This window comes from Nocardioides sp. AN3, assembly GCF_054653495.1.
The window spans coordinates 1-12881 of the sequence record NZ_BAAIGC010000001.1 but is presented as its reverse complement, the minus strand read 5'-3'; the positions used below and the strand labels follow the sequence as shown (position 1 = coordinate 12881).

The following is a 12881-nucleotide window of genomic DNA, read 5'->3' as shown; positions in this document are numbered from 1 at the left end:
GGATCCCCGACAATACGTAGGTAACTACGTAGGTGTCCTCACATCGTCGTCCGAAGCCGAGGAGCCGGGCTAGACCGAGTCGGGCCGTTGCTGCGCGAGCCATCGGGCGATCTGGGAACGGCTGTTGAACTCGAGCTTGGTGAGAATGTTCTCCACGTGCGTCTCAGCAGTGCGCAGGGAGATCACCAGTCTCGCAGCGATGTCCTTGTTCGACATTCCCTCCGCAACCAGACCTGCGACCTCGCGCTCACGGCGGGTCAGCACAGGTGCGGGTCGAGCCGTTTCGGGTGCCGGTTGAGCCTGTTCCCTGAGGGCCAGCGCGATGATCTGCGTGAGCGTAAGGGCGCGGCCACGCCCGAACGCTACGGCGAACGTGGCATCACCGGAAACCTGCCGCGCGGCCTTCTCGAACCGGTCCCGCAGCGCAAGCATGTGCGCCGACCCCAGGAGCTGGGCTCCGACGGTCTGCCATAGGTTGCTGGCCGCGCCGAGCAGGGTCGCAGCGCGCTCGCCGTCCCCCTTGGCCGCCGTGGTCCAAGCGAGCACGTCGACCGCGAGCGCCAGTCCGAAGATGTCATGGAAGACCCGCTGAATCCTGATGGACTCGCACAAGTCGCTTTCAGAGCGTGTGAGCTCCCCTTGCATCAGCTCAAGAAATCCACGGCCCCAGAGAGCCCACGCGAGCTCCCAACGCTCACCAGGAGTGCCCCAGCGCTCGATCAGCTCCTCGACGACCTCAGCGGCCTCGTCGATCGCGCCCACGAGGATGTGAGCCGTCACGAGCTCCGTCCGAAGCACCTCGGGGTAGATCGCCGGCACCTCTACACACGCATACAGCTCGAGCGCCTCGACGAGCAGCGGCACGGCACGGGTCAGGTCATTGCTGAGGTAGTGACGAACGCCGAGCACGTGCGTGGCGTAGGCCAGTGCGGCGGGGTCCTCGAGTTCGACGGCGAGGGATCGCGCGGCCTCGGCCAGCCCCATCGCGGCGTCTCCGTCGGACGGGGCGATATAGGCGGCGGTGGCAAGCGCCCACGCCCTGTCGCGGCTCGGCTCGACGTCGAGCGCCAGTGCCCGGTCCAGCCAGAGCGAGCCTTCAATGGGGTGCCCCACGGCGAACCAGAACCACGGCACCGATGCCATACGCAGACCGGCGCGCGCCTCGCCAGGCTGGGATAGGCAGAACTCGAAGGCACGACGCAGGTTGGCATGCTCCGCCATGAGCCAGCTCGCCCACTCCTCCTGCCGCGGTCCCGCCCACTCCTCACCCGCGGTCTCCAGCTGCCGCAAGTACCAGTCGCGGTGCCTCCGACGCAGAGCCGCTTCGTCCTCGGACTCGGCGAGCCGCGCCTGGCCGTAGGAACGCAGGGTCTCGACCATCCGGAATCGGACCTGCTTGCCCCGCTCCTCACGAAGAAAGATCGACTTGTCCAGCAAGCCGGCGACTGTCTCGAGCACGTCGTCCTCCGACAGCGTGTCGTCACTGCACACTGCTTCGAGTGCATCCACGCCGAATCCCCCTGCGAACATCGACGCTCGCGCCCACAGGGTGCGCTCGGCCGACGTGCACAAGTCGTGGCTCCAGTCGACGACCGCCTTCAGCGTACGATGCCGTTCCGGAAGGTTACGCCCCCCCGCCCGCAGCAGCCTGAACCGGTCGTCCAGCCGACCGGCAAGCTCGTCGACGCTCAACACCCGCAACTGCACCGCAGCGAGCTCGATGGCTAGAGGAATCCCTTCCAACCGCTGGCAGAGTCGGACCACCGCCGTCTCGTTTTCCGCAGTCAGCGAGAACCCCGGGATGACGGCGGCCGCGCGTTCCACGAAGAGCGTCACGGAGGGGTACTGCGCGGCCGTGCCGGGCGGCACGGGCTCATCGAGTGCACCGACGGGCAGAGGCGGAACCGGGTAGACGTGCTCTCCTGCGATGCCCAGAGACTGACGGCTAGTGGCCAGCACCCGAACGTCAGGCGCGACCCGCAGCATCCCGTTGGTCAGGTCTGCCGCGGCGTCGACAAGGTGCTCGCAGTTGTCGAGGACGATCAGCATGCGGCGCCTGCTCAGGTAGTCACCGAGCACGGTCATCGGACCACGGGCCGACTGCTCACGGAGGTCGAGGGCGTCGATCACGACGTGCGGCAGCATCGGCGCATCCTTCACCGACGCCAGCTCGACCAAGTGGACACCGTCCGGAAAGGCGCGTTGCGCGTCCCGGGCCACGCGGACGGCCAAGCGCGTCTTTCCGACCCCACCTATCCCGGTCAACGTCACCAGTCGAGCCGCCGACAGGAGCCGCCGGACGGCAGCTATGTCATGCCGGCGACCCACGAAGCTCGTGACATCCGCCGGCAAGGCAGGAGTCAAACTTCCCATCGGTCCCCTACGTGAGGCTAGGCGAGCGGTGGACACATTCTACCGCTCGCCGCGTCCCCTGCTAGTTGTCGTCGAAGTCCACCTGTTCGCACAACGGGATCAGCTCGTCCTCCCCACTGTGGGGCTCGGGCTCGTATCGGTACATCGTGGATCCTGCTCCTTGTGGATGTGAGTGCCGGCGGGGGCCGGAGGGCTGTGAAAGGGCGCCGGTCGCCGTCCTGGTCGCGCCCCTGGTGGGAGGAGCCGCTTTCTTGGCGAGGTGCTCACGAAAGAGCTGGGGTCTTCCTTGCGACGTCGACGTCATCATTCGTGTCCGTCCTTGCCCTCAGCCCCATCTAGCGTCGCAGCCCGCGCTCGTCGAGGAGGGGCACGACGTGCTCGCCGAACGCCTCAACGCTGCGGGCCGGGTCCCAGAAGAACAACGCGACCTGATCGACCCCGGCGCTGTGGATGCTCGCCAGCGTGTCTGCGACGGTCTTGTACGACCCGAAGACCTGGTAGCCGCCGAGACCGAGGCCGAACTTGCGGAGGTGCTCGTCGCTGACGCCGTCCTGTCCCCAGTTGGAGGCGCTCGCAGAACCGCTGAGCCTCCGAAACTGGTTCGTGACCGCTTCGACGTCGATCTCACTCGCGAGCCACTCGACGGTCTCGGCGGCCTTCTCGTCGGTCTCGTCCATGACGACGAAGCACATCATGCAGATGCGCACCGTGCGGCCGTGCGCGGCTGCGGCGGCTTTGATGTCCCTGGCTTGCTGCTCCCAGCCCCCTGGTCCCGCCTGACCCGGCGAAACGAAAATCGCGTCGCACTGACGCGTCGCGAAGTCAATGCCGAGGTCAGACCCGGCGGCATTCATCAGAAGCGGCCGCGGCCTGCTGGCCGGCTTCGGGTCGATGTGCGCGCCGTAGGCCTGGAAGTACTCGCCCTCGAAGTCGACAGCCTCATCGGAGGTCCAAAGATACTTCAAGAGCGTGGTGAACTCGTCGGCCATCGCATACCGCTCCTCGGGCGTGCGACCGACGCCCTTGGCAATGGCTGCAGCCTCGCGGTCCTTGCCGAATCCGAACTGCGCGTAGTCGACCAAGTCCACCGCGGCGACGAGGTTCACCCCGAGTCGCCCCCCTGACACGTGGTCGATTGCCGCTGTGGTCTTGGCGATCAGGAGGGGATGGAAGTCGAAGCCGACGTGGACCGTCGTGCGCAGGTCCAGCCGCTCGGTGGACGCCGCCGATACTGCGGCGGCCGTAGCCCAGTCGAGACTCGCGCCATTCCAGTCAGTCTCGCCGCCATACCCGCTCCACATCCCATACTGGAGTTGGCCGTCGAAACCGGCGCGCTCAGCGGCCTGGAGCAAGTCACGCGAGGCCGGCCACTCCCAGTAGTCGCGATACCGCTTCGGCTCGGAGAGCACGGCTTTGGTCGCCGCCAGACCAGAACGGACATTCCACGCGAACAACGAGATGTGCAGCGGGTGCTTCTGCTCGAGCGACGGTTGCCCACCCGGGTCGAACGGACCGCGAAGCACGTCGGCCTTGACTGTCCTGCGGTGCTGAAGTCTCTTGGCATCCTCGATGCTCATCGGCTCTCTCCTTGGGTCAACGTGCCAACGGTATGTCCGAATCGGTCATGGAGCTTCGGAAGGATGTCTCCGCAGAAGGATCGCAAGAAGCGCTCCTGATCACCACCGGGTCCGTGGAAGACCAGGTGGTTGAACCCCACCTCGACGTAAGGCGCGATCTTGTCGACGACCTCGTCAGCATCGTCTGACACGATGAACCGGGTGTGCGCACGATCCAGGATCTTGTCGGCCGCCCGCTCCATCTCGAGCGCGTCGTCGATCCCTGTTTTCTCCTCGGGCTTCAGCGCCAAAGGAGCCCAGAAGGCACAGGATTCCTTGGCGTACTGGACGTCCTTGTCGTAGGAGACCTTGATCTCGATGAACCTGTCGATTTCGCTGACGTCCCGCCCGGCCGCCCGGGCGCCGTCGGCCAGCGCCGCAAGCAGGTCCCGATAGAGCTGGGGGTCCTTGCCCGAGGTGGCGATGTAGCCGTCGGCGATGCCGCCGGCCAGCTTCGCCGCGAGTGGTCCCGATGCGGCGAGGTAGATGGGGATCTGCTCGTCCGGGCGGTCATAGATCGTCGCGCGGTCGGTGCGGTAGTAGTCGCCTTCAAAGCTGACTCGATCCTCGGTCCACAGGCTTCTGATCAACTCGATCGCCTCGCGCAGCATCATGCGGCGCTCCTTGGCACCAGGCCATGCCGCAGCCGTCGCCGGGGTCTCGTTGAGCGCCTCCCCGGTGCCGACGCCGAGGAAGACCCGACCGGGATTGAGGCAAGCGAGCGTCGCGAAGGCCTGCGCGATCACAGAGGGGTGGTAGCGCATCGTGGGCGTCAGCACGCTGGTGCCGAGCGTTGCCCGCGATGTGCCCTCGCCCAGTGCGCCCAACCACGGCAGCACCGCGGGTGTGTGACCGCCGTGATGGCGCCACGGCTGGAAGTGGTCGGAGACCGCGATCGTCTCGAGACCGAGATCCTCTGCCAGCTTCGAGTAGGCGATCAGCTCGCGTGGTGCGAACTGCTCGGCGGACGCTTTGTATCCGAACTTCATGGGCATTGCAGCAGCGAACGGCATGATGGCAACCTTACTGTAAGTCAGCGGAGCTAGCAACACCCGCCGCACTGGACGTCGGCTGCTGACGCGGTCATTGCGTTCACCCCGCCTGCGCCGCCTCAGAAGGACAAGGAGATTGACGACGCGGCGCGGAGGGCCGAGCTCGAAAAGACTGCAACTATACTGTAACTCTACGCAGTTGTGGCATTCGGCGCCCGCAACAGGTCGACGGCCTTCTCCCCGATCATGATGGTCGCCGCATTCGAGTTGCAGCTGACGAGGGTCGGCATGACGGAGGCGTCGGCAACCCGCAGGCCGGCCACACCGACGACGCGCAGCTCGGAGTCGACCACAGCGTCGGGGTCTGATCCCATGCGACACGTGCCGGCAAGGTGGGAGTAGGTGTCCGCCGCGAGACGGACCACGCGCTCGAGCTCACAGCGCTCGAGATCGAGCAACGCGGTCGTCTGCGAGGCGCCGCCCCAGTCGTCGAACGCTCCTGTCGCCACGATCTCCTCGACGATCTCCACGCCCCTGATCAGCTGGTCGAGGTCGTACTTCTCGCACAGATAGGCGGGGTCCACGATCGGGGGTACGGCGGGGTCTGCTGATGCAAGCCGCACGGTCCCGCGGCTGCGGGCGCGCATGTGCCCGATGGCGAACGTGAAGCTGTTGGGGAGCGGCTCCTGCCAATCGTGGTGGTAGTCGGCGTTCACCACGGCGATATGGAGGTCCGGGCCGTGAGCGCCCGGCTCGCTTCGAGCCAGCAGGGTCGCGGACGTCATGTGCTCTGGGGGCAGTGGGTCCTCGGCCTGATAGCGGATGCCGGCGAGAAGGAGGTGGTCCTGGAGGTTGAGACCGACCTCGGGCGCATCCATGACAGGATCGATGCCGAGAGCCGCAAGCGCGTCCGCCGGCCCGATCCCCGAGAGGAGCAACAAGTGCGGCGTACCGATGGCACCTGCGCACATCACCACTTCCTCCGTCGCTACCGCGACGTTGGCCACTCCGTCGCGAACGTAGACCACCCCGGTGCAGCGACCCCGCTCGAAGGTGAGCCGCTGCACGAGTCCGCGCTCATGAACCGTCAGATTGGGTCGCCTCATCGCCGGGCGGAGGTATGCCGAGGCCGTGCTCTCGCGGCGGTCCTCGAAGATCAGCGCGTCGGGGAATCCCACGCCGAGCATCGACTCGGCGTTGAAGTCCGCCACCATCGGGTGTCCTGCCCGCGCCGCCCCCACCGCGAATCGGATGCCAACGAGGTCCTCGGTTCCGAACCGCCGCGGGCGCAACGGACCTCCGCGGCCGCGATAACGAGGATCCCCATCCGGAACGTCCTCGGAACGCTTGAAGTAGGGAAGCACCTTGCGGTAGTCCCAGCCGATGGCGCCGCCGGTCTCAGCCCAGTCATCGAAGTCGGAGGCGTGCCCCCGCAGGTGCACCATGCAGTTGATCGACCCTGATCCCCCGAGCACCTTTCCTCGCGGCGCCGCATGAGAGCGGCCAGTGCCCGGCTGTAAGGACGTCTCGAACGACCAGTCGACATCGGTCCCGAGGAGGGTCGGCCAGGCGTCGGGGGTCTCGATGTCGCGGCGCCGCTCGTCCGCTCCGGCTTCGATGAGCAGGACTGAGATGCTCGGGTCCTCGCTCAACCGCGAAGCGACGACGCACCCGGCGGTGCCGCCCCCGACGACGACGAAGTCGAATCTCTCGGTCACGTCGTCAGTCACTTCGGCTCTTCGACTGCCTTCAGCACCTCGAATCCAGCCTCGGGCGAGCGCCCCAACATCGAGATGACGGGATGGGTCACGCCTGCATCCACCAGAGCCTGCAGCTTGGCCCGGCAAAGATCCACCGAGCCCGCGATGGCGAGCTTGTCGATCATCTCCGGAGTGACGGACTGCGCCACCTGGCGGACTCCGCCGGCCGCATGCGCTTCGCGCAACCGGTCCGCGATCGTCGGGTCGAGACCGTTGCCCTCCAGGATCCGTTCCGCCTCCGGAGCGAGCATGAGGACGCCGAGCAGGGGCCCGACGGTGCGCTGTGCCGATTCCTCATCGTCCGCCACCGCGAGGATGACCATGGCGGCCACGTCGATGTCGCGGGGGTCCCGTCCCGCCTCGGCGGCGCCTTTGGCCACCTCCTCGACCGCGCTCCGCACGAACTCGGGAGACGTCTGCGGTACGAAGGCACCCGCGCCGCGCTGGCCGGCGAACTGGAGCATCTTCGGGCCGACGGCGCCGATGTAGATCGGCAGGGGTCGCGCGCCGCGCACCATGAGGCGGACGCCGCGCGCGGTCATGGCTTTGCCATCGACGTTGACCTCTTCACCCGCCGTCATGCCTTCGAGGATGTCGACGGCCTCACGGACTGCAGCAAGAGGTCGCGATCCGTCATAGCCCATCTGGCCCTCGACCTGGTGGCGCGCCCCGGACCCGATGCCGATGATGGCCCGCCCGCCGCTGAGCTCGTCGAGCGTCGCGAACGCCATGGCGAGCGCGGCGGGATGACGCGTGAACGGGTTGAGAACCGAAGTCCCAAGGGTCACCCGCTCGGTCGCTGAGCCGATGGCGGCCAACGACACCAGGGCATCCCGAGCGTAGTAGCCGTCGGACATCCAGACGGAGTCGACTCCCGCCTGCTCGGCCTCCCGCGCGAGCGCGACCATTCGATGGGTGGGCATCTCGCCCGCGAACCAGATCCCACGTCGTAGCATCAGACCTTCTCCTCATTGGTTTCGGCTTCGGCGAGCCACGCGGCAACGACAGCCCGCTGCGGCTTGCCCAGACTTCCTCGCGGTATCTCCCGGACCGCGCGGATGTCGCGGGGCACCTTGAACGAGGGCAGTTGGTCGACCAGGGTGGCCGCCACCATCTGCTTGACCGCGTCGATGTCACTGGCGGCTCCCACCTCGATGGCGAGGGCGACATCCTCGCCCAGCACGGCATGCGGGACCGCACAGGCGACCGCACCGGTCACGCCATGGACCCTCGCTGCGACGTCCTCGACGTCGATCGGATCGAACTTGTAGCCGCCCCGGTTGATCCGGTCCCCCCGTCGACCGAGGATCACGTATCCCTCACCCCGGCGTTCGACGAGGTCGCCCGTGTGCAGCCATCCCTCGCGGACCTTCTCCTCCGTGAGGTCCGGGCGCTCAAGGTAGCCCTCCATCATCCCGAACGACCGCATGAGGAGCTCACCGTCAGTGGAGGCGTCGCCGGCCGCTGCCTCGACGAGCCGGACCTCGACTCCGGCGAGGGGTCGGAGGACACCGGCGGCGACGTCGCCGTCGACACCGACCATGATGCCCGCGCAGGTCTCGGTGAGGCCGTAGGCGTTGATGAGGCGCGCGCTGCCGCGCCGCTCCAGGAACCACTCCACGTCGACACCTGACGGAGCCTGGCCGATGACCACGTACGCCCGGGCAGTCGGGGTGGCATCCGGCTCGCCCTGGCGCCAGAGCGCGAGGTGTGCCGGTGCGCCGTAGAAGATCGTGGCGTCAACACTCCGCATGAACTCCGTGAAGGTCGTCGCGTCGAACTTCGGGAGCACGTGCATCCGCGCGCCGACGTCCAGCGCCGTGCTCAGGAGACCGTTCGTAGTCGCGGCGCTCCCTGCTGGGAACATCGAGACGATGGTGTCCTCCCCGGTCACCGGCTCCCCTGGCACGCCGAAGGCATGCCGGCCGGCGAATGCGAGCTGGCTCGTCATGACGCCCGCCCAGGCCAGCGCCCGGTGACTGAGGAGGATTCCTTTGGGTTCGCCGGTCGTCCCCGACGAGAACGATATCTCCGCGATGGTGTCGCCCCACCGGTCGAGCAGTGGCGCAGACCGCGGCTCGGGTGCTGGGGCGACGTCCTTCCCGGGAGTGCTCAGGACCGTGCCTGCACCGGCGAAGCTGATCTGCTTGCGCAGGTCCGCAACCGGGATCTTGGGATTGAGCACGAGAGCTGGGCGGTCAGCCGCGTGGGCCGCGACGTAGCTGATGGCGAAGTCGACGATGTCCGCGACGTCGTGGACCAGCGCCACCGGCGACTCGTCACCTCGCAGGAACTGTGCCCGCTCCTGTGCGCGCTCGTGCCACTCGGCGTAGGTGATCCAGTTCCCTGCGCAGCCGATGGCGAGCCGATCCGGACACTCGCGCGCCCAGTGCTCGACCCGCTCGTTCGAGCGGGTCGAGCGGACGTCCTCGTGTGTTCGCCTCACTGGTCTTCCGCAGCCCAGTCCCACTCCTGGATCTCTGCCAGGAATCCGTGGAACGACGCCGGGTGGGTCCAGATGATGCGGTGGCTGTCGTAACGCCGGCCGTTGTATGCGCCGTTCGTGAACACGCGCGGCTCGGGCTCCACGAACTCCACGCCGGCCGCGCTCAGGCGCTCCATGGCAACGTCGAGGTCGTCGACGACGATGATCACGTTGTAATAGCCCTCACCGCGCCGCTTGATCGACCGGCCGACGGGCCCCTTGCCGTCACTGATGTCCTGGTAGAGGTTGATCCTCTGATCACCTACCCCCACCGACGCGTACCGCATCTCGATACCCGCGTCCGAGGCCTCGACCACCTCGGCAGGATCCCCGAACACCGCCGCGAACTTCGCAAGGGCAGTGTCGAGATCGTCGACCGCGAGCCCGATCTCCTTCAGTTCCTGGAACACGCTCTCGTCACTCATCGCACTTGACCTTCCTCATCGTTGGTTTCGATCTCGAACTTCAGGCCGCCCGCCAGCTCGTCCATGAGCGCGAACGAGGTGCCCGCGGCAGACAGGTCAGCGAGCGCAGTGAGGTTTCCGAACACGATGTGCTCAAGACCGTTCGCGGCGTACGGCTTAAGCTGACTGCGCACGTCGTCTGGTGTTCCATGGAGTACATAGGCCTCGGCCACCTCGTCCGGGACGGCATCGATGAGAGCGAGCGCCTCCTCCCGTCCGACGCGACCGGGGATGTACTCCACCATTCCGTTCGCGCCCGCGCCGAGCGGGTGAGGCACCCCGAACCGCTCGAAGACCGAGGCCGGCGCCGGGAGCATCATGGCCTTGACGAGCGGGCTGCGGACATGCTGTCGTGCGATCTCCTTGCTCTCCGCGAAGGCGGCGAACCCGAAATACCCGGGCGTGAAGGCATCCTTCTCCCGGCCGGCGCGGACGCGCGCTGCGTTGATCGTTGCAAGTCGGTCGCCGTACTCGCCGGGATCAAGGAACCCCGGCAACCATCCGTCGGCGAGCTCTCCGGCGATCCGGCACATGCGCGGTCCTGCACCACAGATCCACACCGGGAGGCGTTGCCCACCGGGCGGCGACACGCCGAGGACAGCGTCGTTGAGCTGGTAGTGCTCCCCCTCGAAGTCGATCGGCTCGTCGCTGTCCCAGAGCGCCCGGATCAGCCGGAGGCCCTCCTCCAGACGACCGATGGGCTTCTCGAACGAGAGCCCGTAGGGTACGAGGTTCTCCCCCTCCCCGCCTCCCAGCCCGAGAATCGCGCGATTGCCCGAGATGTGCTGGAGCGTCAGGAACTGCTGAGCAAGGGCAACGGGGTGGCGCCGGATCGACTCCGTCGTCACGCCCAGCGAGAGCTCGCTGGTGACGTGGCCCGCGATGGACATCGCTTGGATCGGATCGAAGAAGACGTCCGGGTTCGACCCGGGCCTCGCGGCCGAGCTGACGTCGGGCGTCCAGATCGAACGGGGGATCCAGCCCATGTAGTGGTCGCCCCACCACATCGACGAGTACCCCGCACGTTCCGCAGCCTGCGGCCGCGATGCGAGCAATGACCTGGGCGGACCCATCGGTCCGCCGATGCCGACCTGCATCTCATGCACGTGCGTCTCAGCCATGCCGCCTCCTGGGCGTGAACATCGGGACCTTCTGTCCTTCGTGGGCGTCTGTGAACGTGACCTCGACCGGCATCCCGATGTGTACGGCGTCGGGGTCACAGTCGACGATGTTGGTGTTGATCATCAGGCCACCGCCGTCCTCGTCCAGCTGCACCATTGCTGCGACGTACGGCACGTCCTCAGCGAAGCCAGGGGTGTCGTTCTTGTAGATGGTGCTGTTCGCGAAGACCGTGCCGGTCGTGGCCTCTCGCACCTCGAGCTCGCCCGACCAGCAGTGGCAGCAGAATCCGCGGTAGGGATACTGCCACCGCGCACAGGTCTGACACTGCTGGACGATGAAGCGGCCGTCGTTGGCGGCATCCCAGAAGGCCTTCGTTTCAGGCGTCTGCGTCGGAAGTGGGCGTTTCCACACCATGTCGTCTTCACCGCTCCTTCGAGAGGATCGCTGCAGCGCCCCCTTGGACGCCGATGTAGGCCGAGCCGCTCGCGGAGACGATCGCGATCTCGGGGTCGGCCGCCTGCCAACCCGGTGCCTCGCCCCGAAGTTGACGAACCGCTTCGATGAGCAGGAACAGCCCGCGACGGCCCGGATGGTTCGAGCAAAGCCCGCCGCCGTCGGTGTTGAGGGGCAGTTCACCTCCAGGATCGATCCCGCCGGCCCCGATGAAGGCGCCCGCTTCGCCCGGCGCGCACAGGCCCAAGGCCTCCAGCGCCACAGGGACGGCGACCGTGAATGCGTCGTAGACCTGAGCGACGTCGACTTCCCCCGGCGTGACGCCGGCCATCTCGTAGGCGCGCTCACCTGCGACTCGCACCATGTCCACCCAGTCGCCGAACCAGTTGCTGTGGCCACCGCGCGAGTTCGTCACTGCCTCACCGAACCCGCGGACCCAGATCGGCGGCTTTCGCAGGTCACGCGCACGCTCAGGAGTTGTCAGGACAATCGCACCGCCGCCGTCGGTGATGATGCAGCAGTCGAGACGGTGAACCGGCGTGGCGATCATCGGCGAGTTGAGGACGTCATCGACCGTGATCGGCTTGCGCATGACGGCGTCGGGGTTGAGCGCCCCATAGTTGCGCGCGGCCACCGCCACCGACGCGAGTTGTTCGGACGTGATCCCTCGCTCGTGCATCTGGCGCTGCATCAGCATTCCGATATATCCGATGATCGTCGTACCCCACGGCTCCATGAACGCGTCGGGGAACGGCATCGTCGGCCGGTCGATCAGGTCCCCGAAGTTCCGTGTCCCGACCTTCGTGGCTTGCGACCGGGTGCAGGCGCCATACCCGATCACGGCCGTCTCGATGAGCCCGGCGTTGATCGCGGTGACGGCCCGGTTGAGGAATAGGCCGAACGCCGCGCCGCCGATGTCGGTCTCATCGATGAACCTCGGCGTGAGGTTCAGGTAGTCACAGAGCATCGACGCAGCGGATTCCCGCACGTACCCACCCTCCGGGGATGTGGCGACAGTGAAGAAGGCGTCGACGTCGGAGCGCTTCAGTCCTGCGTCATCGAGAGCGCCGATGATCGACTCCGCCTGCATCAACCATTCCGACTTCGTGGGTGCGACTCGCAGCGGGTGCTCGTATGCGCCGACGATCGCGGCGCTCCCGCGGAGATCCCGCACCTGGTGCGGCGTGACGCGCGCGCTCAGTGCTGAGTTCATGTCGCCAGACCTTACTGTAATTATATTGAGTTGTCAAAGTTCGCGAATGGTGAATTTGGATGGTTCGCGACAGCACGCCGCATCGATCGGCGTCTGAACCCGTCCGCTGCGTCATCCACGGACGCCTACCCTGTCGAAGGAGAGCTGGATCACCGAAGCACGGTCCCTGCTCACACGCGTACTCAACTGCTGCGGTCACGTCCACAAGTCCGAGGAAACGCGCGATGGCAGCCGGTCGCGATTCGGCGCCGGGCTCCACGCCCCCGGCGCGGCTTGGTCAGCATGTCAAATGCTACTGTAGACCGACTGAGTTAGCCAAAGGTTCTGTGTTCCCCGGCCAAACGATCAGCGATGACCATCGTCGATGACCGGGCGGCCAGAGCGGACAGCGCCGCGAGGCCGA

Annotated in this window: 10 protein-coding genes; all 10 read right to left on the bottom strand. The window is 66.8% G+C overall.

The annotated features are described in order from the left end of the window. Positions 1 to 69: 69 nt before the first annotated feature. Positions 70 to 2373, bottom strand: coding sequence for an ATP-binding protein (locus ACYQ1K_RS00050; protein WP_488199512.1), 2304 nt, complete (start codon positions 2371 to 2373; stop codon positions 70 to 72). A 335-nt stretch (positions 2374 to 2708) separates the two neighbouring features. Further along, on the bottom strand, positions 2709 to 3950 hold the full coding sequence (locus ACYQ1K_RS00045; protein ID WP_459980324.1) for an LLM class flavin-dependent oxidoreductase: 1242 nt from the start codon (positions 3948 to 3950) through the stop codon (positions 2709 to 2711). Next, positions 3947 to 4984, bottom strand: coding sequence for a glucose-6-phosphate dehydrogenase (coenzyme-F420) (fgd, locus tag ACYQ1K_RS00040; RefSeq protein WP_459981153.1), 1038 nt, complete (start codon positions 4982 to 4984; stop codon positions 3947 to 3949). The genes ACYQ1K_RS00045 and fgd overlap by 4 nt, the downstream gene beginning before the upstream one ends. Before the next feature lie 188 nt (positions 4985 to 5172). Next, positions 5173 to 6711, bottom strand: a complete 1539-nt coding sequence (locus ACYQ1K_RS00035; RefSeq protein WP_459980323.1) for a GMC family oxidoreductase — start codon at positions 6709 to 6711, stop codon at positions 5173 to 5175. After that, entirely contained in the window at positions 6708 to 7697 is a 990-nt protein-coding gene (locus tag ACYQ1K_RS00030) for an LLM class flavin-dependent oxidoreductase (RefSeq protein ID WP_459980322.1), read from the bottom strand. The genes ACYQ1K_RS00035 and ACYQ1K_RS00030 overlap by 4 nt, the downstream gene beginning before the upstream one ends. Next, the gene (locus tag ACYQ1K_RS00025; RefSeq protein ID WP_459980321.1) at positions 7697 to 9187 is read right to left on the bottom strand and encodes a class I adenylate-forming enzyme family protein; all 1491 of its coding nucleotides are present in this window, start codon (positions 9185 to 9187) and stop codon (positions 7697 to 7699) included. Before ACYQ1K_RS00025 ends, ACYQ1K_RS00030 begins: the two co-directional genes overlap by 1 nt. Next, complete coding sequence (locus tag ACYQ1K_RS00020; protein ID WP_459980320.1) at positions 9184 to 9651, bottom strand: VOC family protein; 468 nt, start codon at positions 9649 to 9651, stop codon at positions 9184 to 9186. Before ACYQ1K_RS00020 ends, ACYQ1K_RS00025 begins: the two co-directional genes overlap by 4 nt. Then, complete coding sequence (locus ACYQ1K_RS00015) at positions 9648 to 10811, bottom strand: LLM class flavin-dependent oxidoreductase (protein WP_459980319.1); 1164 nt, start codon at positions 10809 to 10811, stop codon at positions 9648 to 9650. The genes ACYQ1K_RS00020 and ACYQ1K_RS00015 overlap by 4 nt, the downstream gene beginning before the upstream one ends. Further along, positions 10804 to 11226, bottom strand: a complete 423-nt coding sequence (locus tag ACYQ1K_RS00010; RefSeq protein WP_459980318.1) for a Zn-ribbon domain-containing OB-fold protein — start codon at positions 11224 to 11226, stop codon at positions 10804 to 10806. Before ACYQ1K_RS00010 ends, ACYQ1K_RS00015 begins: the two co-directional genes overlap by 8 nt. 7 nt (positions 11227 to 11233) lie before the next feature. Continuing rightward, positions 11234 to 12478, bottom strand: coding sequence for a thiolase C-terminal domain-containing protein (locus ACYQ1K_RS00005; RefSeq protein WP_459980317.1), 1245 nt, complete (start codon positions 12476 to 12478; stop codon positions 11234 to 11236). Positions 12479 to 12881: the final 403 nt, after the last annotated feature.

Bases quoted from the DNA above. Each gene is read 5' to 3' on its own strand.
- ACYQ1K_RS00050 (WP_488199512.1), bottom strand. From the start codon at position 2,373: ATGGGAAGTTTGACTCCTGCCTTGCCGGCGGATGTCACGAGCTTCGTG.
- ACYQ1K_RS00045 (WP_459980324.1), bottom strand. From the start codon at position 3,950: ATGAGCATCGAGGATGCCAAGAGACTTCAGCACCGCAGGACAGTCAAG.
- fgd (WP_459981153.1), bottom strand. From the start codon at position 4,984: ATGCCCATGAAGTTCGGATACAAAGCGTCCGCCGAGCAGTTCGCACCA.
- ACYQ1K_RS00030 (WP_459980322.1), bottom strand. From the start codon at position 7,697: ATGCTACGACGTGGGATCTGGTTCGCGGGCGAGATGCCCACCCATCGA.
- ACYQ1K_RS00020 (WP_459980320.1), bottom strand. From the start codon at position 9,651: ATGAGTGACGAGAGCGTGTTCCAGGAACTGAAGGAGATCGGGCTCGCG.
- ACYQ1K_RS00015 (WP_459980319.1), bottom strand. From the start codon at position 10,811: ATGGCTGAGACGCACGTGCATGAGATGCAGGTCGGCATCGGCGGACCG.
- ACYQ1K_RS00010 (WP_459980318.1), bottom strand. From the start codon at position 11,226: ATGGTGTGGAAACGCCCACTTCCGACGCAGACGCCTGAAACGAAGGCC.
- ACYQ1K_RS00005 (WP_459980317.1), bottom strand. From the start codon at position 12,478: ATGAACTCAGCACTGAGCGCGCGCGTCACGCCGCACCAGGTGCGGGAT.